Origin of the sequence: Bradyrhizobium canariense (assembly GCF_900105125.1) — a bacterium.
GTDB lineage: Bacteria > Pseudomonadota > Alphaproteobacteria > Rhizobiales > Xanthobacteraceae > Bradyrhizobium > Bradyrhizobium canariense_A.
The window spans coordinates 7,716,055-7,738,511 of sequence record NZ_LT629750.1; the positions used below are offsets into that span (position 1 = coordinate 7,716,055).

The following is a 22,457-nucleotide window of genomic DNA, read 5'->3' on the forward strand; positions in this document are numbered from 1 at the left end:
ATCGCCTGGTTCATATCGCCTGGTTCATGGCCACGACGCCGATATTGATGGTGGTCGCGTAGGCGACCCAAAGCAGATACGGCGCGAGTATCCACGCCGCAGCGCGGTCGACGCGTGCGGCCGCGATCATTGTTGCTGCGATCGTGGCCAGCAACGCGATGATGACAACGAGCGCTGCGCTGGTGCTGTGCCATCCGAAAAACACCGGCGGCCACAGCGCGTTGAGCGCGAGCTGGACCAGAAACCAGATCATCGCTTTGGTGCGGGCGGCGGACCGCGCTTCGATGTTCCAAAGCCGCCAAAAGCTGATGGCCATTAGAATATAGAGCATGGTCCAGGCGATCGGAAACACCGGTGGCGGGGGCGTCCAGGATGGCTTGCCAATGCCAGCATACCAGGCCGGGATCTCGGGCATCGTCACCAGCGCTCCGAGTACGCCGACGGCGAGGCACAGCAACAGACTAAGCGCTAGCCGAACGATCGATTTCAATTTCATGCCCACCCCGAATGCGCCAGAAACGACCTGAGGGCCCGTCAACCCGATTGGCCGGGAGCCACGACAATATGCGACCCGGCCCGATGCGAATAACTTTTTACTCGCTGAATTGTTCTTGCCGCAACCGATCGTCGCGCGCGTTTCGCGAGCTATGCTATGTTCGGCAAATCAGGAGGCGGGAATGAAACTACGGCTGGGGTTTAGCATCGCGCTGGTCGTGGTTCTCTTCGGCCTCTGGCTCGCTTTTGCGAAGCCAAGCTGCCTCGAGGGATATTCTCCTTCGCTCGACCGGAGCTTCAAGTGGAGGTGCGTCGCGCAGTGACCGTTTCGCGGCGCTAATGATCGAACCCCACCTTGATGAAGAACATCAGCATGACCGCGCCGGCGCCGGCGAAGATGGCGCTGAAGATCAGCGGCGCGATGTCGCCGGTTGGCGGTCGTCTCGCCAGCCGGCTGGACGTGTGAAGAAGCGTATTCGATGCTGTTCAAAACGGTCCGGCGTTGAAGCCGAGCGGCTGCACCACGTCGTAGGCGGCTTTTGTCACCGGCACCGCGTAGCTCACGGTCAGCGCGCCGAACGGCGAGGCCCAGCTCAGGCCGACGCCGACGGAGGAGCGCAGGATGTTGGCGTTGGCGAGCTGCATCGATTGCGTCGAGCCCGGAAAGGTCGTCGGCCCGGCGTAGTGAAACACGCTGCCGGAATCGACAAAGGCCGATGCCTTCAGGCCATATTCCTGCGGCACGCCCGGGATGTTGCTTTGCAGCTCTGCCGTCGTTGCCCAATACGCGCTGCCGCCGACATTATCCATGGTCGTGCCCGGCGTGAGATCGCGCGGGCCGAAACCGTTGGGCGCAAATCCGCGCACGAGCTGCGGGCCGCCGAAGAAGCTGTCGATCAGCGGCACCTGCTGGCCGCCATAGCCGGTGATGTAGCCGCCTTGCGCGCGCACCATGCCGGTGAGGTCGCTGTTGAGCGACTGATAGTAACGTACGTCTTCGGTCGTGCGCAGGAAATTGACGTCGCCGCCAAGCCCGGCAAGATCCTGCGTGACTCTCGCGCTGATGCCGTTGGTCGGATTTTTGGTGTTGTCGAGCGTGTTGTAGCTCGTGGTGTCGCCGACGGCGGAAACCCATTGTGACCCCGCGAGGGCCGCCTGCTGGATCGGCAATGAGGGGGCCGCCGCGAGCGAGGCCGGATCAAGCGTGACGGTCTGCTGAGAGATCGAGTAGTGCAGCTGTGTGGTAACCTGCTCGTTGACAGGTAGTCCGAGCGAAAAGGTCGCGCCATAGATATCGCTGCCATACGATTGGTAGGTGCTGGAATCAGCCTGCTCGGCGAACAGGTCGACGCCCGCCGCGACGCGGGTGCCGAGGAAATAGGGCTCCGATGCCGAGAGATCGACGCCTTGCGCGTATTGGCCGTAGCTCAGCGAGGCCTTCACGGTCTGGCCGGAGCCTAAAAAATTGCTCTCGCCCACCTTGACCTCGCCGAGAAAGCCATCAGTCGTCGAATAGCCGCCGGCGATATTGAATTCGCCGGTCGATTGTTCGGCCAGCTCAACGTCGAGCACGACATGATCCGGCGCTGAACCTGGCTTGGCTGAGATCTTGACGGTCTTGAAATAATTCAAATTCTTCAGCCGCCGTTCGGCGCGATCGATCAGCGCCTTGTTATAGGCATCGCCTTCGGCGAAATCGAACTCGCGCCGGATCACATAATCTCGTGTGCGGATATTGCCGTGGATCTCGATCCGTTCGACATAGGTGCGCGGTCCCTGATCGATCACCAGCGCCACGTCGATGCGGCGCGTGTCCGCATCACGCGTGGTGCGGGTCGTGGCCTGCGCGAAGGGGAAGCCGAGTTTCGCGAGTTCGGTCCCCGCGACCTCGGTGGTCTTGTCCAGCGCGTTGCCGTCGAACACGGCGCCGGTCTTGATCAGCAGCAGGCGCCGAAGCTTTTCGGAATCCAGTCCCGGCACGTTGCAGACGAGGCTGATGTCGCCGAAATGATAGAGCGGGCCTTCGTCGATCGAAAAGGTCAGCGTGAAGCCTTTGGCGGCGGGATCGTATTCGGCGACCGCCGAGGGCACGCTGGCGTCGGCGTAACCCTTGCTGCGATAATACTGCCGCAGCAATTCGCGATCCGCGGCGACGCGGTCGGGATCGTAGGCGTCACCGCCGGTCAGAAAGCTCAGCATATTGGTGGCGGAGGTCTTGATCACGGCGGCAAGCTGCCGCTTGCCGAACGCCTGGTTGCCGACAAAGCTGATTTGCCGCACCGTGGTCTTGGCGCCTTCGGTTACCACATAGACGAGATCGACGCGATCATTGCCGCGGTCGATGATCTCGGGCACCACGCCGACATCGTCGCGCCCGGCATGCCGGTAGGATTCGATGATGCGGTTGACGTCGGACTGCACCAGCGCACGCTGCAGCGTGCCGCGCGCCTTGGATTCGATGACGGCCTCGAGCTCCTTGTCCTTTATCTTCTTGTTGCCTTCAAAGGCGACGCGATCGAGCACCTTGGCCTCGGTCAGATGCACCACCAGCCGTTCGCCGGCGTGATCGATCGCAACGTGGTCGAACAGGCCGGTCGCGATCAGCGCCTTCAGTGCGGCGTCCAGCGATTCGGCATCGAAACGTCCATCGGGTGCGGCGTGGAAATAGGAGCGCACGGTATCGGCATCGATGCGGCGATTGCCTTCCACCGTAATCGTGTCGCGGGTCTGCGCGCTGACTTCGCTCGCGCCATTGGCGGAGGAAGTCAGCGCGAGCAGTGCAGTGAGCAACACGCCTGCGACCAGTGACCGGCGGCCTCGCGTGGCCACCACGGGTTTACTCATAACTCCCGCCTGTCCCATCCTTCACGGGGTGGGATTGAAGTGCCTGGGCCGGGCGAAAGAATGTCGGAGCCAAGGTTTAGTTGCGAGCCAAACATTAACACCGCCACAATTTCGACGCCCCGCTGAACGGGCCGTCCCGACTCGTCCCAAGATTCGTCGCAGTGCCGCTCCAAATGCCCGCTAGCGAAAATACCGAAAAACGTTCGCGCTTGCGGCCGCCGCAAGTGAGAACGCTTCGTGGGAGCATCACATGCGCTACGCAGCATTCTTGACCGCCTTGTTTCTTCTCATTCCTCCAGCCGATGCGGCGATCCCGCCGGAGATCGACCCGAACGCATCGCTCGCCGTGGTTCAGCGATGGATCTACAATTACCGCGGCAAGCCGGACTACGCCCATGTGCCGGCGGCCGTGCGCGTATTGTTTCACGCGCAGACCTTCAAGGAGCCGGAGAGCGCCGGCATCTATCTCGGCTTCATTGCCGGCGCGATCGGCTCGAATCCCGCCAGGGCCGAGCAGCTCGTCGACAGTTTCTTCCCGGTGCCGCCGGAGGATGAATGGGTAGTCGTCCGCGCCATCGCCTATTCCGGATTGCCGGACTGGCGCAATTTGCTGCGCAAGATCGCGCCGCGGATGCCGGGACGGCAGGTGATGATCGACGACTACCTCGCCGGCAGGCTGCCGACATTGGCGAATATCCCGCTGGAAGAGACGAAACCGGGCATGCTCGACAAGCTGCGCGGCGCGTTCACGCGCAATCCCTTCGCCAAGGATGACAAGAAGGTGAACACGCAACTCACCTTCGCCAACAGCCAGGATCTGCTGGACACGCTGTGGGGCTACTATTTCGCGACCGGCTCGCACCTTCCGATCGAGCGCATCATCTCGATGCTGCCGTGGAGCAAGAGCCGTGACACCGTCGACAAGCTGACGGTGGGCAGCATGGCGCGTTATACACTCGCAAGCTACGCAGTCCGCGATACGGAGCTGCGCGAATTTCTCCGTAGCCAGCTCGCGCAAGCGCCAAAGGACGTCAAGGTGCCGCTTGGCGAGGCAGTCGATGCCGCCGACACCGTGCAGCTCGCCGCTGTGCGCAAGGAAGCGCTCGCCGCCGTCGACGAGCTCAAAACCAAGGGCTCCGACAGCCGGCGCAATCTGGATTTCTGGGGCCAGGTCGGTGTCGGCGCGGTAGCGCTCGGCTGCGTCTCGGCCGCGGCGCTCGGGCAGGTCGCGATCGGCATTCCCTGCGTGATCGGCGGCTCCGCGTCACAGGGACTGTTGTCGTTCTGGGAAAAGCAGCAGTGATCTGACGGCAGGCTCCCTCGGAAGATCAGGGGGCGTGCGGCGTACCGAGGTTGCGTGGTAATATGGCGCGATGAATTCGCTGAACAAAAAAGCGTCTGTCGGCCTGCTGTTTCTCTTTGCCGTGATGGCGTCGCTGCTGTTCGTCGGAGCGGGGACGCTTGATTACTGGCAGGCGTGGATGTTCCTGGCGGTCTATTTCGGCGCCTCGCTCGTGCTGACACTCTATTTGATGAAAAAGGATCCGGCGCTGCTGGCGCGGCGGATGAGCGGCGGGCCTTTTGCCGAGAAGGAGCCGGCGCAGAAGGTCATCATGTCCGTTGCTTCGCTCGGCTTTATCGGCCTCATCTTTGTTCCCGCGCTTGACCACCGTTTCGGCTGGTCGCAGATGCCGACTTCCGTGATGCTGGCGGGCGACGCGCTGGTCGCGCTCGGCTGGCTCGGCATTTTCTTCGTGTTCAGGGAAAACAGCTTTACGTCCGCGACCATCGAATTGGCCGCGGATCAAAAAGTCATATCGAGCGGGCCCTACGCGCTGGTGCGGCACCCGATGTATGCGGCGGCGCTGGTGATGCTGTCGGGCATACCCCTGGCGCTGGGCTCGTGGTGGGGTGTGTTGATCGTCTTGGCCATCATCCCGGCGCTGATCTGGCGGCTACTGGATGAGGAAAGATTCCTGGCGAGAAGCCTTGCGGGCTATGTCGAATATCAGGGCAGGGTGCGTTATCGTCTGCTGCCTCCGATCTGGTGACGACGGTCTCCCGCGGCCTTGGGATTTGCAAAGGCCGCGGGCAGAACCAATCTTTGCCTGATGAAGATGATTAATTCTCAATCGGCTTCTTGTGATGCAGCTTGCCTTTGGGTTGATAGGCAAGCGCGTCGGTGGGCTTGCTGGCTTCGGGGAGGAACGGATCGCGGTAACAGTTGCTACTGCCACGACCGGATGTCATCGCCTCACACTGCGCCATGGTTTCAAAGCCGCAGCCCCGCATTCCCGAGGTGTTCGTCGTACAGTACTCATATTTCGCAGCCGAAGCCGGCGTCGTCATTGCAGCAAAGGCCAACACCATTAACGCAGCGGGTGCAGCAGCCAATTTCAAAACCTGTCTCATCTTCGTCTCTCTGGTTAAGTCCCCCATGAAAACGAGGTGGGATGGCGGGAACCGCCGCGCCATCGCTCTCAAGAAATAGCAATGGAATTCTCTTTCAGCGCCGCGGAAGGCAGGAAAAACGCATCGCCTCGGCCGTTGGTAGGATGATCATCATCCTATAAAACTTGTCGGATGTTTTGCTCATGGAAGCGATGAGCAAATATCATGATATTTTCGCGCGCGAGCCACTTGCGCGGCGTCGCACGTTCACAGGATCGGCAAGCCAAAAAGAAAGGGGCCGAAGCCCCTTTCTCCGTGGTCACCATTGGTGCCAATGGTGCCAGTGATGCCAACCGCCATAACCCCAGCCGCCGTAGTAATGCGGATGCCAGTGGTGCCAGCCGTACCCGTAGCCGCCAGAGTAATACGGGTGCCAGTGATGCCAGCGCCAGTAATGCGGATGGTCGTAACCGCCACTCATATCAGGTCGGTCCCAGCAATGTCCCCATTCGTTGCAGACATAAGAAACCTGCTCGACGTTTGAAGCATGCGAAGCCTGACCGGGAATAGCGACAGGCATCGCCGACGCTGGCGCGGTGGCAAGTGCAATACCGCCAAGCGCTGCAAGACCAACAAGTGCAGAAATCAATTTCATGATGTTTCACCTCCTAACGTAAGTTGGAGGCAGCCATCGCGAAACCGGTTCGGTGCATTACCGAGGTTTAATGCCGATGAACGCGGGTCAGCTTTCCCCGCCACGCGGCGCGCGTGATTGCGTCATGTCCATGCGAGCCGGCGGAGCGTGCTTTCCAATTTGTAATCGGCGCACTTCGAACGGCGCCCTCGTCGTGTCCCACCAATCTCTGTTGTGAGACGGAGGGTTCGATGAAAGCGATGTCCTGGTCACGGTATCATTGTCTGTCGTGGTCCTTCATGCGCATCCGCAACGGTTTGCGCGGCGGCAAGTCGCGAAGGCGGCACACGGTCAAAACCGCTGCCGGCGAACGCTCCCGCGCGTCCGAGGCGGCGCTGGAGGGGACGGGAAACGATGCGCCGGCCGCTGACGGCGAGGCAGCACGTTCGGAAAGGCGTTAATCAAGTGTTTCCAATTCGTAACCCAGAGTTTTCGAACCAAAAGGCGGCCCGCCGATACCGACATCTGGCGCCGCTGCGCCAGAATCGAATACACAGGGATGCTCATGAAGACCCTGCAGATAGCTCTGCCGATCTGGGTTCGCGCCATCCTGCTGGCGGGGGTGTTTTGCATCGTCGCCGGTGCTGCGCTTATTTTCTACCGCTTCTACACCCAGCCGAAGACGCTGACGCTGGCGGTCGGATCGCTTGATGGTGAGGCCAAGCAGGTTGTTTCCGTCATCGCCAGCCGTTTTGCCACGACGGATTCACCGATCCGGCTGAAGGTGGTGAATGTCGGCAACGTGCTCGACGCGGCCAAGGAGTTCGATGCGGGAAATGCCGATCTCGCCGTGGTCCGCGCCGATGTCGGCGATCTCCAGCAGGCGCGCTCGGTGGTGCTGACGGCGCACGGCGTCGTGATGATCGTGGCGCCGCCGGGATCGACGATCACGAGCATCGCCAAATTGAAGGATCACACCGTCGGCGTGGTCGGCGGCGACATCAATCGCACGGTCGTCGATGTGCTGAAGAAGGAATATGATCTCGACCGTGCCAATGTCGTCTTCAAGGACATCGCGCCGTCGGATGCGCGGCGCGCGGTGCAGGCCAGGGAGGTCAGTGCACTGCTGGTGGTCGTGCCGTTGACCGAGCGTTATCTGTCGCTGGTCAAGAGCCTGTTTCGCGAAGGTCCGAATTTGTCGCCGGTGCTGATACCGATCGATTCCGCCGGCGCGATCGCCGACAACAAAGGACCTTACGAAAGTTTCGATATCCCGAAAGGCACGCTGCGCGGCGCGCCGCCGGATCCGGACGACGACGTGACGACGTTGCGGGTCGGCTATTATCTTGTCGCCAACAAGCGTCTGGGCGCGACGCTGGTCGGAGATCTTGCCAAGAAAATCATGAGCGTTCGCCGCGATCTCGTCGGCGAGCAGCCGCTGCTGGCCGGGATCGCCGCGCCCGACACTGATTCCGATGCCTATATCGCGGTGCATCCGGGCGCTGCGGCATTCTATAACGGCACCCAGGAAAGTTTCATGGATCGCTACGGCAACGCGATCTATCTGACGCCGATGGTGCTTGGTGCGCTGGCGTCGATATTCGCCGCGGCGTGGCGCTTCCTCGGCGTTCAGCCGATCGACGAGACGATATCGACGCTCGATACGCTGTGCGGCCTGCCGGGGCGGATTCGAAAAATCGACAACGAAGCCGAACTGACCGCGATCGAGGAGGAAGTCGACCGCGTCCTGCGCGCCGAATTGATCAGATCCGCCGACCGCGAGGAGGGCGCGTCAGGCACCTCGGCGCTGATCGCAGCGGCACACCGGCTCGACAATCTGATTCATCAGCGCCGGATAATGCTGGCGGCGAAAGCGACGGCGAGCGGTGAGACGGACCTCACCACTGGCTGAAGCCATCGCGGTCATTTCTCGCCCGCGGCCGGTGGCGAGGTGTTAGGCTCTCGGCCGGGCGAGACTCGTTTGAGAGGGCACATGCGATGGTGCGGATAAACATGCTCGGCGGGGAGAGCAGGCGATCATGACCGGTCCATTGATACGTATTGCTGTGCTGCATTTCTCGCACGAGACGGTCACGTTTCTGAAAAACGATACGACGCTGGATGATTTCATCTATCCGGGCTCGCCCGCCAAGGGTGAAGCGCTGCTGAAGTTCGATGCCAAATCCTATATGGGCGGCTTTGTGAAAATGGCGCGGGAGTTCGACGGCGTCGAACTCGTGGGCATCGAATCGCCGTGGTGGCCGAAGACTTCCATTGGTTCGGGATGGGTAACGCACGAGGCCTATGAAACCTTTGTCGGCCGGATGATCGCCGAGCTCGAAGCGAGTGGGCCGTTTCACGGCGTCTATCTATGTCTGCACGGCGCGATGGCGGTGCGCGGCGTGGCGCGGCCGGAGGCCGAACTGGCGCGGCGGGTGCGCGGGGTTGTGGGGCCCAAAGTCTTCATCGCGGCGACCTTCGATCTGCACGGCAATGAGGACGAGGAATTTCTCAAACATGCCGACATGGCCTTCGCGGTAAAATATTTTCCGCATTACGACGGCTATCTCCAGGGCGAGCGCGCGGCGCGAACCCTGGTGCGGGCGATCCGCGGCGATTACAGGCCGGCACATGCGACGCTGAAGGTTCCGATCATCTCGGCGACCGTGCTGCAATGGACCGGCGCGTCGCCGTGGATGGATCTGGTGCAGCGGGCGCTGACATGGGAGGCGAGGGAGCCTGACGTGTACGTCAACGTGTTCTTCGGCTTTCCGTTTGCCGATGTGCCCGATGTCGGCATGACCATCCAGGTGTTGACGAATGGCAATCCCGAATTGGCTGCGAAGGTCGCCCGTGACATGGCGGATGCGGCCTGGCGTCAGCGCGAGGCGTTGCTGAATTCGACCAAGGTCTATTCCATCGCCGAAGGCGTTGCGCTGGCCAAGCAAGCCATCCAGCGCGGAGAGACGCCGGTTGTGCTGGCCGACCACAGCGACCGTTCCGGCTCCGCGACCTGGTTGCTCAAGGAAATTTTCGCGCAGGATCTCTCCAACACCCTGATCGCGACGATCACGGACGCTGCCGTGACGGCGAAGCTGAAGGCGCAAGGCGCCAAGGCCGGCGATGCCTTTGACATGGAGATCGGTGGGCTAGCCGACGAATCCGCCGGCCAGCCGGTGCACATCCAGGGCACGATCCTGAAAGCGGTCGAGGGTTACGGTCAGTTCTGGGTCAGCATCAAGTTCGGCCGCGACAATGTTGTCATTCTCAGCACCTATCTCGTGCAGATCCTCGAGCCGTTTTCGCTTGGCAACATGGCCCTCGACGTCAGCGCGTTCCGGGTCATGGCGATCAAATCGCGCGTGCATTTCAGGCGCGGCTTCCACGACAACGGATTTGCCAAAACGATCTTGCTGGTCGAGCCGGAGCAGCCGTTTCTCGGCACGGTGCGTCTCGATGGGCTGCCGTACGAGAACGTCGATCTGAAGCAGTTTTATCCTTATGGAAATCCGGTGTTTCCCGCCTGATGTTCAGCTCGCCGCTGCGCGGGGCGGGTTGACCATCAGATACACGGCGATGACGGTCGAGAGCGCGACCGCCAGGGCGCCGGCAAGATAGACCGTGCTGACGCTGGCGGCGCTCGCGATCGCGCCCGCCGTCGGTCCGGTAATGCCTAAGGAAATGTCGAGGAACGCCATAAAGGCGCCCATTGCGACGCCGCGGCTCTGTGGCGGCGCGCGCCGCACCGCTTCAACGCCAAAGCCGGGGAAGGCGAGTGAGTAGCCAAATCCCGTCAGCGCCGCGCCAACATAAGCCGCGAACACATGACCGGCCTGCCATATCAGCAATAGGCCCGCGGTCTCGATCAGCACGCAAACAAGTGCGACCTTGCCGCCGCCGATCTTGTCCGGCAGATGCGCGAACAACAGCCGCGCGCCAATGAATGCCGCACCGAAGGCCGTGAAGGCGAGCGATGCGCTGCCCCAGTTCTCGGCAGCGAACAACAGTGCGATGAACGTGGTGATGACGCCAAAACCGGAGCTGCACAGGAAAAGTCCGAACCCCGGCACCCACACCTTTCCCAACACTTTATAGAACGGCACGCGGCGAACCGTGGACGCCGCGACCGGGCGCGCGGTGGCGACGATCGCCAACGCCAGCAACGGCACCATGATGGTCGCAACCGCGATGCCGAAAAAGCCATAGGGACCATAGATCAAGGTGCCGACCGGCGCGCCGGTCGCGTAGGCGCCATACATCGCAATTCCGACCCATGCCATGACCTTGCCGGCATTTTGCGGCCCGACTAGGCCTATGCCCCAGCTCAGGGCGCCGGTGATGATCAGGCTTTCGCCGCAGCCGAGCAGGACGCGGCCGAGCAGCAGCACGCCGAGCGAGGCTGCGGGGGTTGCGATGAAGGCGAGCGACGCCAGATAGACGGCGCCGGAGATCGCCGCGATCATGAGACCCATGACGACGGCGCGCTTGGCGCCGCGCGTATCGGCCAACCCGCCGGCCCAGGCCCGTGACAGCAGCGCCGCGCCGAACTGGCAGCCGATCGCGATGCCGACGACCAGATTGCTCATGCCGAGCGTGTAATGCAGGTGCAACGGCAGCACCGGCAGCGGCAGCCCGATGGTGAGGAATCCGACAAACACCGCCAGCGTGATCGGCAGCATTTTGAGAAAGACGTTGTGCTCCGCCGTAGAAGGCGCGGCGGAAGGGGAGTTGGTCATCTATTTTATTGTTCTTTGTCTGCGGAATTACGATCGGCGCGCGATCAGGGGGCCGCCGGCCTTCTAGCGGCTCGCCCGATCATAGAGCCTGTTCGGTTCTGATTGAATAAGAACCGGGCTCTGGTCTTTTGTTTTTACGCGTTTTCTTCACGCGAACCGGTACCCACTTCGCTCGAAAACGCTTTAGCTTGCATAAATTTCAGCTGCGCTCGATCGCGACCGCGGCCGCATCGAGCGCTGCGGCGATATCGCGGATCTGCTGCTCGCTCAGCGGACCGCGCGCCTCGCGCAGTCGCAGCGCCAGCTTGAGGTTTTCCCTGGCGCGCATGATCTCCGGCGCAGGGCCGCCGCTGTGGGCGGTATTGACCGACTGCATGCGCTGGAGCGCATTGTCGACGGCGGTCTTGTTGGCGGCGAGGTAGGCGGTGCCGTCGGCGGTGACGGCATAGAGTTTCTTGCCCTCGCTTTCGGTCACGGTTGCGTGCCCGAGTTCTTCGAGCATCGTCAGTGTCGGATAGATCACGCCGGGGCTCGGTGTATAGGTGCCGGCGACGCGGTCCTCGATCTCCTTGATGATCTCATAGCCGTGCCGCGGACGCTCGGAAATCAGGGCGAGCACCACCAGGCGCAGTTCGCCATGATCGAACAGGCGGCCCGACCGGCGGCCATGCCGATGTCGGCCGCGCCCGTGGTGTTCGTGTTCGCCGTGTTCATATTCGCCGTGCTCGCGGTGTCCGTCCCGGTGTCCTCGTCGAAAATCGCCGTCGGCGAAGGGCCCCCGGCGCAGGAAGCCGCCGCCGCGGGGCTCGTGGTCTGAATGTCTGTGACGCATGTTTTGTCTCTTTCGATGTAGTTTCGATATATCTGTATATTAGATATATCTAGACTGGATCGTTATTGATTTCAAGGCCGATACTGCTGGTCTGCAGGGCGATCGTCGGCCAAGTCGCAGTTCCATCGGTAAGTACCTGTTTATATTTGTATATTCGTGGATTCGGTGAATAGATGGCTTAATCTCCGCATAAGGTGCGGTGATTATCGTTGCTTTTGCGGCGAATAGCGGCCATATTATCCGCAGAAAGTGCGGAGAATAGATGCCCGATTACATCCACCAATTATCGGCCTGGCCCGAATTCACCTGGGATCAGCACGGCCTTTCCCGGCAACTCTCCGCCGTGCGTCACCGCCAGGGGCGGTTGATTGGACGCATGCAGGCGCTCGGGTTTGCATTGCGCGAGGAGGCCGTCCTCCAAACGCTCACCGATGATGTGCTCAAGTCCAGCGAGATCGAAGGCGACATCCTGGACAAGGATGAAGTCCGATCCTCAATCGCGCGCCGCCTCGGGATGGAAGCCGCAGGCCTGCCTCCCGCCGACCGCCATGTCGAGGGCGTGGTCGAGATGATGCTGGACGCTACCCAGAAATTCAACGATCCGCTCACCGCAGAGCGACTGCTTGCTTGGCATGCGTCGCTGTTTCCGACCGGACGCAGCGGCATGCGCAAGATCGCGGTGGGCGCCTGGCGCGATGATCAATCGGGTCCGATGCAGGTCGTCTCCGGCGCTGAAGGGCGCGAGCGGGTTCACTATGAAGCGCCCCCGGCAACGAAGCTGGAGGGAGAAATGAAAGCCTTCCTCGATTGGTTCAACCGCAAGGACGACATCGATCCAGTCTTGAAAGCGGCGCTGGCGCATCTGTGGTTTGTGACCATCCATCCGTTCGACGACGGCAATGGACGCATCGCGCGTGCGATCGCCGATATGTTGCTCGCCCGATCGGAAAACAGCCCGCAACGCTTCTACAGCATGTCAGCGCAGATCCGGCTTGAGCGAAAAGCCTATTACGACATGCTTGAATCCACGCAGAAGCGCGACCTCGACGTCACGCCATGGATCGAATGGTTTCTCGGATGTCTCGATCGCGCTTTCGACGGCGCGGAGCAGACGCTCGCGATCGTTTTCAGGAAGGCGGAATTCTGGAGGAAGCATTCGGCCGCGCCGCTCAATGCGCGCCAGCGCGACATTCTCAATCGTTTGCTGGATGGCTTCGATGGCAAGCTTACCTCTTCGAAATGGGCGACCATCGAGAAATGCTCGCCGGATACGGCGTTGCGCGATATCGCCGGTCTCGTCGGGAGCGGGCTGCTCCGGAAGAATGAAGGCGGCGGCCGCAGCACGAGCTATTCGCTGGCTGAGGATCTCAGGGAATAACACCGGCGCAGAAGCGGTACTTGTGGACATCGGGAAATAGACCGTAATGTCGCCTCGCACGGCGCTAACCCGCCGATATCAGCCGAACCAAGTATCAGCCAAACGAAGTCGGAAGAAATCAGAAGAAAAGGACGGGAGATCATGACTGCCAGACCGCAATTGCCGGAGCGAACGCCACGCGAGAAGGGCGCGCCGACCGCTCTCGACGGCCTGCTGGTGGTGGATTTCACCCGCGTCGTCGCCGGTCCCGCCTGCACGCAAACGCTGGCCGATTTCGGCGCCGAAGTGATCAAGATCGAAAACCCCGATGGCGGCGATGATTCGCGCCACTATGAACATGCGGAAATCGGCGGCGAGAGCGCGGCCTATCTCAGCCTCAACCGCAACAAGCGCGGCATCGCGCTCGATCTCACCAAGCCCGAGGCGCGCAAGGTCGCGCGCGAGCTCATCAACAGGGCCGATGTGGTGGTGGAGAATTTCTCCGGCGGCGTGATGAAGAAGTTCGGCCTCGACTATGACTCGGTGGCGCCGGACAATCCCCGCCTCGTCTATTGCTCGATCTCCGCCTATGGCCGCAAGGGGCCGTGGGCGCTGCGTCCGGGCTTCGATCCGATCACGCAGGCCGAAAGCGGCTTCATGTCGCTGAACGGTTTTCCGGATGGGCAGCCGGTGCGTACCGGCTCGCCGATCGTCGACATGGCGACGGGCATGTCGGCGTGCAACGCGATCCTGATGGCGCTGATCGCCCGCGACAAGCTGGGTCGTGGCCAGCAAGTCGAGGTCGCATTGATCGACATCGCGGTCTCCATGACCGGATTTTTCGGCATGGCCTATCTGATCAATGGTGAGAATCCGGGCCGCTTCGGCAACTCGCCGAACGGCTCGCCCAGCGTCGGCGTCTATGAGGCCTCCGACGGGCCGTTCTATATCGCCTGCGCCAACGACCGGCTGTATCGCCGCCTGGTCACCGAGGTGCTGGAACGGCCGGACCTGATGACCGATCCGGAATTCGCGTCGCGGAAAGCCCGCACCGCCAACAAAGAGAAATTGCGCGCCGCGATCGCGCAGGTTTTTGCGGGCGACAGGCTCGAGCACTGGATGGCGAAGATGAAGCAGGCCAACATACCCTGCGGCTATCTGCGCACCGTCGAGGAAGGATTCAACGCGCCGGAAGTGCGCGAGCGGCATCGGCTGAGCCAGATTCCGCATCCGACCGCGGGCGCGGTCCCCAACATTGAATCGCCGCTCAGCCTCGGTCTGACCCCGATCGTCGATCCTGTCGCAGCGCCGTTACTCGGCCAGCATACAAAGGACGTGCTGCGCAAAACACTCGGCTATGATGACAGCCGTATCGCAGAACTGACCAAGGCGGGGGTGTTCGGAGCGGTGTGACGCCTGCCATCGCGGCAGGCGTGCGGCCTCTTACATTTTCCATGAGGGGTGTGTTGCCGGATTGATGCACGAATGACGACGCCATCGATGAAGGCGTGAAAGATGAGGGTATCATGGGCTTGATCTCGATTATTATCCTGGCGGCCATCGTCTATGCCTTCGCATCGCTTCGGGTGTTGAAGCAATATGAACGCGGCGTGGTGTTCTTCCTCGGCAAGTTCGAAGGCGTGCGCGGGCCGGGATTGACGCTGATCTTCGTTCCGTTCCAGCAGATGACGCGGGTGTCGCTGCGCACCGTCACCATGCAGATCCCGTCACAGAAGATCATCACCAAGGACAACGTCTCGATCGATATTGCCGCAGTGGCCTATTATCACCTGACCGATCCGGAAAAAGCTGTGATCGCGATCGAGAACGTCTACAACGCGATCAACCAGATCAGCCAGACCACGGTGCGCAATGTGGTCGGACGGTTCAGCCTCGATCAGTTGCTGTCGGATACCGCAAGCATCAACGACCAGATCAAGAACGTCATCGACCAGCACACCGAGCCCTGGGGCACGCAAGTCACGGCGGTCGAGATCAAGGACATCATGCTGCCTGACAATATGCAGCGCGCAATGGCCAAGGAAGCCGAGGCCGAGCGCGAGCGCCGCGCCAAGATCGTCGCCGCCGAAGGCGAATTCCAGGCCGCGGTCAAGCTCGGCGAGGCCGCCGACATCATCACGCAGCATCCGGTCGCGCTGCAGCTCCGCACCTTGCAGACCATGGCCGAAATCTCGGTGGAGAAGAATTCCACCATCATCTTCCCCGCCCAGTTCATGACCACCGTGCAGGAAGCGATCGCGATGCTGTCGAAGGACTCGGTGCCGAAATAGGCCGTCGAAGCAGGCCATCAAAGCAACCGCGCCGATCATTCCCCGTTCCCGGCAAAACTTGCCGTGGTGCTGCCGCACCGCGCGTCAAGCCGATTGATTTCTAACGGAAATTTTCTGGCTCGGGATTTGCTTTTCCAGGGCCGGGGTGAGTTGCGTGTGCGTTGGGGCAATCAGAATGAGGATTGATCATGTCACACCATCATATGCTGCAACCGATCGTCTATACGCCGCAGGTAAAGCCAAAGAAGATCGAACCCAAGAAGAGCCGCCTCCAGATGCGCGCCGCCGGCTCGATCAAGGACGCCGGTGAAACCGAAGAAACCTTTGAAGCGATCGGGCCGGGCCAGCCGATGTCCGTGGGGCACCTGCTTTCATCGGATGATTTCGTTCCCATTGAAGGGGCCGAAAGAAAGCCGCATCAGCCCCCGGGACGCCTGAGCGAAGGCACGCTGAAGGCGATGCTGCAGGTGCAGGAACTGGATCAAGTGAAAATAGCCTGAGCGGCGTCAGCCGCTTTCGCGGAACGTTCGGCGGCGTAGCGAACGGTCTAGGCGGCGCCGATGCCGGCGAACTTTGCCAGCATCGCGTCGAACGCCGATTTGATGCGGCGGACCGCCGGATCCTTGTAAGGGAACTGCTTGTTGTCGTCGTGGACCAGCATCGAGGCATTGACCTCGAACACGAGCAGATCTCCTGATGTGTCCAGCCCGCAATCGATGCCGAAATATTCAAGCCCGATGCGTTGCTGAATGGCCCGCAGCGCCTGAAAATGCGCGGCATTGAAGACGAGGCCGGGATCGTTCAGGAAGGCCGCTTCTTCGTTTTGCATCCATTTCTGATTGGCCATGTCGGTGTTGACGTGATGCACCTTCCAGTCGTTTCCGATCGCCAGATGATAGGGCAGCACCTGATCGTCGACGAAGATGAAGCGATATTTCCGGAAATAGCCATCTGGCGAGCGATAGTCGGCGTATTCGATGAAATAGCGATCGGTCTCGGCTGGCTGCGCCAGATAGGCTGCGAGCTCGGCGACGTGGTCGAGCTTTTCAAAATCATCGCCGCCATGGGTCCCGACCGGCCGCGCCAGAATGGAGGAGGCTAACGGAAACGCAGCCTGCAACTGTTCGACGGAAAGTTCGGTGCCGGCCTGCTGGCGCAGGATTTTCGGGATACGGCAGTCCGGGATTCCCGCTAGCCGTTCCGCGACCTCGTCGCGGGTGGTCCGCTGGATCTTGCGGGGATCGTTGATGATGGGCTTGCCGAGCCGGGCGGCCAGATCGGCGGCCAGCGGCAGCATCGCGACCGCCTGGTCGACATCGGAGATCAGGTTGACGACGACGTGCACGCCCTGCTTGAAAACTTCGGCGTCGTAGCTGTTCTGCTCGAACAGCGCCAGCGTGTCGGTCTCGTAATTGGCATGCTTGAAGAGATATTCGGTCGGCGTGTTGCCGCCGAATGGCGCGTAGAGCGCCAGCACGCGAAAATCCGCCGGCGACTTGATCGCCGGCCGCCTGATCAGCGGCTGTATTTGGGCGGCCTGCGCATACGCTTTTTGCGCGGCTTCGATCTCTCCGAGATTCTGCCTGATGCCGCCGATCCAATAGAGGCTATCGGCATCGCGAGGATTGAGCGCGAGGGCCCGCTCGAAACATTCGATCGCCGATGGCACTTCGTCGAGCTCGAAGCAGGCTTTGCCGAGCTGATGCTGTATCGCGCTATCCTGCGGCCGTTCGCCGGCGAGCTCCTGCAGCAGCGCCTTGGCGATCACAAATTGCTTGGTCGCCATCAGCGCCTGAACGAGGTTGGTGCGTGACGCCCAATGCGCGGGATTGAGCTTCAGCGCCTGAAGATAAAAGGCGATCGCTTCCTGCGGCCTTCCGGTCTGGACGTGGATGTTGCCGAGATTGCACCAGCACGACGTCAGTTCAGGCACGAGCCGCAGCGCGGCCCTGTAGTTCACGGCGGCCGCTTCGACATCGCCCCGCACCATGCAGGCATTGCCGAGCCTGGAATGCAGCTCTGAGATGGTTTCCACCGGTACGCTGCCGGCAGGCGCCGCAGCGATGGCGGCGAGACCGCATTGATAGGCGGCAATGGCGTCGTCGTTGCGCCCTGCGCTGTAATGCTCGTCGCCGATACGCAGCCAATTGGCCCCGGCGGGACTGGCCTGCTCGGTATCGGCGGCGCGGGCGGCCGGCGCGGGTGCGGTCATGGATTTACGCCTCGTTCATGAAGGTAACCGGACCATGAAGATTGTTGGTAAACAAAGTCTTGCCACTGCTGCGATCTCCGCATTGTTACCGAGGCGATTTGCTTCCAGCGCCCGAGTCAGAAACATTTGGCAATATTGATCGGGAAACGTCTCGCGCCTGCCATTTGCCGATACGCGGCGGCTGCGAATCAGCCGATAGTCCGGCGATCGAAGTGATCCGCGTCCTGATGCTGCTGAGATCGTGAGCCAATTGAAACAAGACCCGGCAGCTTTGCCCGGCGCTGATGGCACCAGGCACGGCTGGGCGCCCCGGCTGCAGCAGGAAGCGCGGCTGCGGCAGCTTGAGGACGTGCTGGCCCGCCAGCCGGTGGCCGGTGACGCCATCGCGGTCGAGATCGAGCGCGCGGTTCTCCTGGGCGCGCTGGACCGGCGTGCTGAGGCCCAGCTCGCCTTCATCGATATCCTGCGCCGGGCGCCGCAGAATTTCAGCGCGCTGAACGAGTTCGGGACGCTCTTGACCAATATGGGCGCGATCGACGCCGCCTGCCGCGTCTATGCCGAAGCGATCCTGCACCACCCTGATCATCCGATGGCGCGCGTCAATCTCGCCAATCTCCTGCTTCGCGCCAACCGGCATGCCGAAGCGCGCCAGCATTATGAAGCGGTGCTGCGCATCAATCCGGAGCACGCCGAAGCGCACCAGGGATTGGGCGCCGTGCTCTCCGACCTCGGCGACCGTGCCGCGGCCCGGCGGCATTTCCAGAAGGGCTTTCGCAACCACGCGGTATCGACGCTGCCCTATCGCGGCACCAAGCCGCCGGTGGCGTTGCTGCAGCTGGTATCGTCGGGCGGCGGCAACATCCCGACCGCCGTATTCCTCGATGATTGCACCTTCCTGACGTCGGTGATCGTTGCCGACTATCTCGATCCGCAGGTCGCGTTGCCGCCGCATCAACTGATTTTCAACGCCATCGGCGATGCGGACCTTTGCCAACCTGCGCTTGAGGCCGCGCGCCGCTTGATCGCGCGGACCGCGGCGCCGGTCATCAACGATCCCCGTGCGGTCATGAAAACCGGCCGCATCGACAATGCCCGGCGGCTCGGCGCCGTGCCCGGCGTGGTGACGCCGCGAACCATCGCGATGGCGCGCGACGTGCTTGCCGGCCCTAATGGCGCAGCAGCCGTGGCGCAGCGAAAATTCACTTTCCCGTTGTTGCTGCGCTCGCCCGGGTATCACACCGGACGCAACTTCATTCTGGTGGAGCAGGCCTCTGAACTAGCCGCGGCGGCCGCCAACCTTCCGGGCGACGATCTGCTCGTCATCCAATATCTCGATGCCCGCGGCGGCGACGGCAATGCGCGCAAATATCGCGTGATGATGATCGGAGGCGAGATCTATCCGTTGCATCTGGCGATATCACGGAAGTGGAAGGTGCACTATTTCACCTCCGACATGGCCGACAAGCCGGACCATCGCGCCGAGGAAGCGATTTTCCTCGGGGATATGGCGGCAGCCCTTGGCGACAAGGCGATGAAGGCGCTGGAAGGGATACGTGATGCGCTCGGCCTCGATTATGCCGGGATCGATTTCGGGCTCGCTCCGAACGGAGACCTGTTGCTGTTCGAAGCCAACGCCACCATGGTGATCGCGGCGCCGGATGCGGATGAGCGCTGGGCGTACCGGTGTGCCGCGATCAGCCGGATCATCGATGCTGTGGTCGCCATGATCATGCAAAAATCTGCTGCGGCGCCTTCAGCCGCGCGCGCGTCTAATCCGAAGAACGCCAGCAACGCACGATGACGAGAACATTTGTTCCACCACCCCATTTGTCCAGTCCTGTTTCCCGAGGAGGAATGAAATGAAACTCGCATTGTTGGGCGCAGTTGCTCTCGCGACGACCGCGCTGGTCACGCCGGTGAAAGCGCAGGAAGTCATCACCAACCCCGGTCGTTGCGCCCAGTACTATCCGAACGCCAACTGTCAGAATCTCGGACCCGGAAATCCCTACCGGACGGGATGGCAAGATGGTTATGCGCATATGGAACATCGCGGATGGCACCACCATTATCATCGCCACCATCACCACCATTGATCGGCTCAAGAGCCGTACAGGAAACGGGCCCCGGCTATGATCCGGGGCCCTTTTCTCATGTGAGGGCACTCGCCTCGAAGCGAGCGTCCCTCCTTGCGTATGTTACTTCATGCTGCCGCTGGTGTCGGTGCCGACATTGCCCTGGCCGGATGGATTACGCGTTGTATCCTTGGTCATTCCCTTGCTCATGCCGGTCGTTGCGCCGGATTTCATCTTGCCTGATGATTTCATTTTGCTGCCGCTGGTGGCGCCCGGTCCGACATTGCCTTCGCTCGAAGCGCCGGGCGCGGGCTGCGTTTGCGCAGAAGCAATGGTCGTCGCGCCGACCAATGACGCCGCGACGAGAACCGAGAGTGCTAGTTTGGATCGCATGAAAGATATCCTCCTGGATACTGTATAGATACCGCGCGACTCAGAACGTGCGACGCCGGATTGCGTTCCGAACGCATGTTTGATCTTGTTGTGCGGAATGTTTGGTTTTCTTGCGCGAAATAAAAGGCAAGGTAGCCGGCTGGTTCCAGAGGCGCCTTCCAGAGCGTGTTCCGAGGGGCGGTTCCAGGAGAGCGGTTCCAAAACCCGGTTCCATCACGACTAATTCGCCGACTTCAGGAACCGTCGCTCCGTCCAATCCTTATTGAGCTGACGTTTGTTCCTCTCCCGAGGCCTCCCGCAACTGCACCTCGTCCTGCGCGAGATTCGCAGGCGAGGTGGCTTTGTCTTGGCTGGAGAAACTCTTGGCCGGAGGAACCCGGCAGCTGCGAGCGGATTGACCGTATGAAAAAGGAGAACCGGCCATGAGCAAGGAAACTCCGCAGGACGATCCGCGCCAGCGCACCGACTGGAAATCACCGAAACAATCCGACGAGCCGTGGAAGGGACCGCCCGAGAAAGAGCAGAAGCCAGGCGGGACTTCCGAGCTTGATCTGGAAAAATGGCACCGGACCAACACGCACTGAAGACCGCGGAAATATTTCGGTTGGCTCACAAGCAAAGGTCTGTTCGCGATGCCCAAGGAAAACGATCTGGAAGGCGCACAAGACCAGGGCGGCAAACATGGTGGCCAGAAGGGTATGCCGAAGCCAGAGCCAAAGCCCGCGCGCGGTCATGATCAGGGCATCGTGCGCGATCAAAAGGGAGAGGATCAGCCGCGCGATAAGGAGCGTGCCCAGCACGTTAGCCGCCAGGATAAAGGCGGCGATCCACCCGGCCATAAAACATAAGCGCTATCTGCGCGTTTCAGATTCCAGCCCCAGCCCTTGCTCGGATTTTCGGCAAGGACGATTTTTATTCCTCACATTGAAGCCTCAGTGAGGGAGGAAGCTTCAGTGAGGGAGCGCGGACCGACATGAGCAGAGCATTCGTCAGGGAAGATGACGCGGGCAGCGCGGATGCGCTGCCTGATCGGCCGATCTCCGAACATCCCAACCTCGTCACGGAAGCGGGACTGGCGCAGATTGAAGCGGCCTTGGCGCAGGCGAAGGCGACTCACACCCGCGCGCAGGCTGCATCTGACGGGCCCGACCGGTCGTCAATCGCCGCCGCGGCTCGCGAACTCCGGTACTGGAGCGCGAGGCGGGCCAGCGCGCAGGTCGTTCCCGCTTCGGAGGACAGGACCGAAGTTCGCTTCGGCGCCACCGTGACGATTCTCCGCAACGATGGTCGCGAGCAGACCTTTCGTATTGTGGGCGAAGACGAGGCGGATCCCGCCAAAGGCTCGATCTCATACGTCTCACCGCTGGCCCGGGCGATGCTGGGAAAAGCCGTCGGCGACGTCGTGCGCGCCGGCAGCGATGATGCGGAAATCATCTCAATCGTTTGATTGTCCGAACAGGCCGAAGCGAGGCGTCGCGGGCGGAGGTGCTTCGTACTGGTCGGTCTCGACGATGACAGGCGCATCCCGATCCGGCGTATCGCGGTCATGAATAATGCGCCGCACCGCGATCGTGGCGACTTCAAGCTCTCGCTGTTTGCGCTGCTGCTCGGCGAATTTCCTCATCTCCATTCGCTTCTTGTCTGCGACTCTTGCCTCAGCACTGCGCACCTTGTCGGCGTTTGCTTTCTCGGCGCTTGCCTTTTCGGTATTCACTTTATCCGCATTGGCTTGGCTCGATTTGTCAGCATTTGCCTGGACGGTTCGCTGTTCGGCCGTGTTGCGTGCCGGTTCAATGGCTTTGGCCTCGACGGGCGTTACGGCCGGCTGCGCGGATGGCTCAGTTGACACAGCTTGCGCGGTGGGAGCGGGTGGTTGCGTCACGGGAGGCGCAGCAGCAGCAGGAGTGGCTTCGGTGACCGCTTCGGGCTTAGTCGTTGTTGTCGCCTGTGCGGCCGGTTTCGAATCCGGCGTCGCCGCGGCCACGCGCTGCAATCGATTCGGCGAATCGTTATGCGTCGGGCTCGCCAGGAAGTAGCCACCGGCAAATCCCGTCGAGAGCACCACAACGACGGAGCCAATGCCCGCCATATAAGAAGTCGTGTTGAAAGCCATGACCACTTGCTCCGCTCATCAATGGACAAGCAACCGCAGAAAATAAAAACCGTTCCAGCGCGAGGTTTTTGAATTTTATGAACAGAG

General features: G+C 61.4%; 25 protein-coding genes. 16 read left to right on the forward strand and 9 right to left on the reverse strand.

The features are described 5' to 3' along the window. Nucleotides 1-10 precede the first annotated feature (10 nt). Nucleotides 11-496 (reverse strand): TspO/MBR family protein, encoded by a 486-nt coding sequence (locus BLV09_RS36290; protein WP_146690845.1) that lies wholly within the window; start codon nucleotides 494-496, stop codon nucleotides 11-13. Between the two features lie 181 nt (nucleotides 497-677). On the opposite strand from BLV09_RS36290, the gene BLV09_RS37635 reads away from it, so the two are divergent. Next, the gene (locus BLV09_RS37635; RefSeq protein WP_167559021.1) at nucleotides 678-818 is read left to right on the forward strand and encodes a hypothetical protein; all 141 of its coding nucleotides are present in this window, start codon (nucleotides 678-680) and stop codon (nucleotides 816-818) included. Between the two features lie 163 nt (nucleotides 819-981). Here BLV09_RS37635 and bamA read toward each other — a convergent pair whose 3' ends face one another. Continuing rightward, a complete protein-coding gene (gene bamA, locus BLV09_RS36295; protein WP_146690846.1) occupies nucleotides 982-3,339 on the reverse strand; it encodes an outer membrane protein assembly factor BamA in 2,358 nt (785 codons plus the stop codon). A gap of 250 nt (nucleotides 3,340-3,589) precedes the next feature. Here bamA and BLV09_RS36300 point away from each other — a divergent pair, with 250 nt between their 5' ends. Next, a complete protein-coding gene (locus BLV09_RS36300) occupies nucleotides 3,590-4,642 on the forward strand; it encodes a hypothetical protein (protein ID WP_146690847.1) in 1,053 nt (350 codons plus the stop codon). Between the two features lie 70 nt (nucleotides 4,643-4,712). Next, a complete protein-coding gene (locus BLV09_RS36305) occupies nucleotides 4,713-5,390 on the forward strand; it encodes a methyltransferase family protein (RefSeq protein ID WP_146690848.1) in 678 nt (225 codons plus the stop codon). Nucleotides 5,391-5,460: 70 nt separating this feature from the next. On the opposite strand, the gene BLV09_RS36310 is transcribed toward BLV09_RS36305, so the two are convergent. Together BLV09_RS36310 and BLV09_RS36315 are read right to left on the reverse strand one after the other, a co-directional pair. Beyond that, nucleotides 5,461-5,751: a DUF3551 domain-containing protein gene (locus BLV09_RS36310; RefSeq protein WP_146690849.1), complete on the reverse strand. Its 291-nt coding sequence runs from the start codon at nucleotides 5,749-5,751 to the stop codon at nucleotides 5,461-5,463. Between the two features lie 298 nt (nucleotides 5,752-6,049). Continuing rightward, entirely contained in the window at nucleotides 6,050-6,385 is a 336-nt protein-coding gene (locus tag BLV09_RS36315; protein ID WP_146690850.1) for a hypothetical protein, read from the reverse strand. A gap of 230 nt (nucleotides 6,386-6,615) precedes the next feature. Between BLV09_RS36315 and BLV09_RS37640 the strand changes: the two genes are divergently transcribed. The 3 genes from BLV09_RS37640 to BLV09_RS36325 all read left to right on the forward strand — a co-directional run bounded on the left by BLV09_RS37640 (nucleotide 6,616) and on the right by BLV09_RS36325 (nucleotide 9,891). After that, the gene (locus BLV09_RS37640; protein WP_167559023.1) at nucleotides 6,616-6,825 is read left to right on the forward strand and encodes a hypothetical protein; all 210 of its coding nucleotides are present in this window, start codon (nucleotides 6,616-6,618) and stop codon (nucleotides 6,823-6,825) included. A 104-nt stretch (nucleotides 6,826-6,929) separates the two neighbouring features. Then, complete coding sequence (locus BLV09_RS36320) at nucleotides 6,930-8,276, forward strand: TAXI family TRAP transporter solute-binding subunit (protein WP_146690851.1); 1,347 nt, start codon at nucleotides 6,930-6,932, stop codon at nucleotides 8,274-8,276. Between the two features lie 127 nt (nucleotides 8,277-8,403). After that, entirely contained in the window at nucleotides 8,404-9,891 is a 1,488-nt protein-coding gene (locus tag BLV09_RS36325) for a M81 family metallopeptidase (RefSeq protein WP_146690852.1), read from the forward strand. A 3-nt stretch (nucleotides 9,892-9,894) separates the two neighbouring features. Here BLV09_RS36325 and BLV09_RS36330 read toward each other — a convergent pair whose 3' ends face one another. Then, on the reverse strand, nucleotides 9,895-11,100 hold the full coding sequence (locus BLV09_RS36330) for an arabinose transporter (protein WP_146690853.1): 1,206 nt from the start codon (nucleotides 11,098-11,100) through the stop codon (nucleotides 9,895-9,897). A 199-nt stretch (nucleotides 11,101-11,299) separates the two neighbouring features. Next, nucleotides 11,300-11,719, reverse strand: a complete 420-nt coding sequence (locus BLV09_RS36335) for a PadR family transcriptional regulator (protein ID WP_244548925.1) — start codon at nucleotides 11,717-11,719, stop codon at nucleotides 11,300-11,302. An 18-nt stretch (nucleotides 11,720-11,737) separates the two neighbouring features. Between BLV09_RS36335 and BLV09_RS37785 the strand changes: the two genes are divergently transcribed. The 5 genes from BLV09_RS37785 (at nucleotide 11,738) to BLV09_RS36355 (ending at nucleotide 16,080) form a co-directional block, all read left to right on the forward strand. Beyond that, complete coding sequence (locus BLV09_RS37785) at nucleotides 11,738-11,917, forward strand: hypothetical protein (protein WP_197685092.1); 180 nt, start codon at nucleotides 11,738-11,740, stop codon at nucleotides 11,915-11,917. Nucleotides 11,918-12,194: 277 nt separating this feature from the next. Continuing rightward, nucleotides 12,195-13,310 (forward strand): Fic family protein, encoded by a 1,116-nt coding sequence (locus tag BLV09_RS36340; protein ID WP_146690855.1) that lies wholly within the window; start codon nucleotides 12,195-12,197, stop codon nucleotides 13,308-13,310. 141 nt (nucleotides 13,311-13,451) lie between these two features. Continuing rightward, nucleotides 13,452-14,702, forward strand: coding sequence for a CaiB/BaiF CoA transferase family protein (locus BLV09_RS36345; RefSeq protein ID WP_146690856.1), 1,251 nt, complete (start codon nucleotides 13,452-13,454; stop codon nucleotides 14,700-14,702). A gap of 113 nt (nucleotides 14,703-14,815) precedes the next feature. Then, entirely contained in the window at nucleotides 14,816-15,580 is a 765-nt protein-coding gene (locus BLV09_RS36350; RefSeq protein ID WP_146690857.1) for an SPFH domain-containing protein, read from the forward strand. A 203-nt stretch (nucleotides 15,581-15,783) separates the two neighbouring features. After that, nucleotides 15,784-16,080, forward strand: coding sequence for a hypothetical protein (locus BLV09_RS36355; protein WP_146690858.1), 297 nt, complete (start codon nucleotides 15,784-15,786; stop codon nucleotides 16,078-16,080). A gap of 47 nt (nucleotides 16,081-16,127) precedes the next feature. Here the strand turns inward: BLV09_RS36355 and BLV09_RS36360 are convergent, their stop codons facing one another. Beyond that, a complete protein-coding gene (locus tag BLV09_RS36360; RefSeq protein ID WP_146690859.1) occupies nucleotides 16,128-17,792 on the reverse strand; it encodes a tetratricopeptide repeat protein in 1,665 nt (554 codons plus the stop codon). 241 nt (nucleotides 17,793-18,033) lie between these two features. On the opposite strand from BLV09_RS36360, the gene BLV09_RS36365 reads away from it, so the two are divergent. Together BLV09_RS36365 and BLV09_RS36370 are read left to right on the forward strand one after the other, a co-directional pair. After that, a complete protein-coding gene (locus BLV09_RS36365; protein WP_146690860.1) occupies nucleotides 18,034-19,593 on the forward strand; it encodes a tetratricopeptide repeat protein in 1,560 nt (519 codons plus the stop codon). 58 nt (nucleotides 19,594-19,651) lie between these two features. Beyond that, nucleotides 19,652-19,885, forward strand: coding sequence for a hypothetical protein (locus tag BLV09_RS36370; RefSeq protein ID WP_146690861.1), 234 nt, complete (start codon nucleotides 19,652-19,654; stop codon nucleotides 19,883-19,885). 102 nt (nucleotides 19,886-19,987) lie between these two features. On the opposite strand, the gene BLV09_RS36375 is transcribed toward BLV09_RS36370, so the two are convergent. Beyond that, the gene (locus BLV09_RS36375) at nucleotides 19,988-20,257 is read right to left on the reverse strand and encodes a hypothetical protein (RefSeq protein ID WP_146690862.1); all 270 of its coding nucleotides are present in this window, start codon (nucleotides 20,255-20,257) and stop codon (nucleotides 19,988-19,990) included. A 422-nt stretch (nucleotides 20,258-20,679) separates the two neighbouring features. Between BLV09_RS36375 and BLV09_RS37645 the strand changes: the two genes are divergently transcribed. The 3 genes from BLV09_RS37645 (at nucleotide 20,680) to greA (ending at nucleotide 21,704) form a co-directional block, all read left to right on the forward strand. Continuing rightward, nucleotides 20,680-20,841: a hypothetical protein gene (locus tag BLV09_RS37645; RefSeq protein ID WP_167559025.1), complete on the forward strand. Its 162-nt coding sequence runs from the start codon at nucleotides 20,680-20,682 to the stop codon at nucleotides 20,839-20,841. A gap of 48 nt (nucleotides 20,842-20,889) precedes the next feature. Then, nucleotides 20,890-21,105, forward strand: a complete 216-nt coding sequence (locus BLV09_RS36380; RefSeq protein WP_146690863.1) for a hypothetical protein — start codon at nucleotides 20,890-20,892, stop codon at nucleotides 21,103-21,105. 125 nt (nucleotides 21,106-21,230) lie between these two features. After that, on the forward strand, nucleotides 21,231-21,704 hold the full coding sequence (greA, locus tag BLV09_RS36385; protein ID WP_146690864.1) for a transcription elongation factor GreA: 474 nt from the start codon (nucleotides 21,231-21,233) through the stop codon (nucleotides 21,702-21,704). On the opposite strand, the gene BLV09_RS36390 is transcribed toward greA, so the two are convergent. Further along, nucleotides 21,693-22,370, reverse strand: coding sequence for a hypothetical protein (locus BLV09_RS36390; protein ID WP_146690865.1), 678 nt, complete (start codon nucleotides 22,368-22,370; stop codon nucleotides 21,693-21,695). The genes greA and BLV09_RS36390 overlap by 12 nt on opposite strands. Between the last annotated feature and the right edge of the window lie 87 nt (nucleotides 22,371-22,457).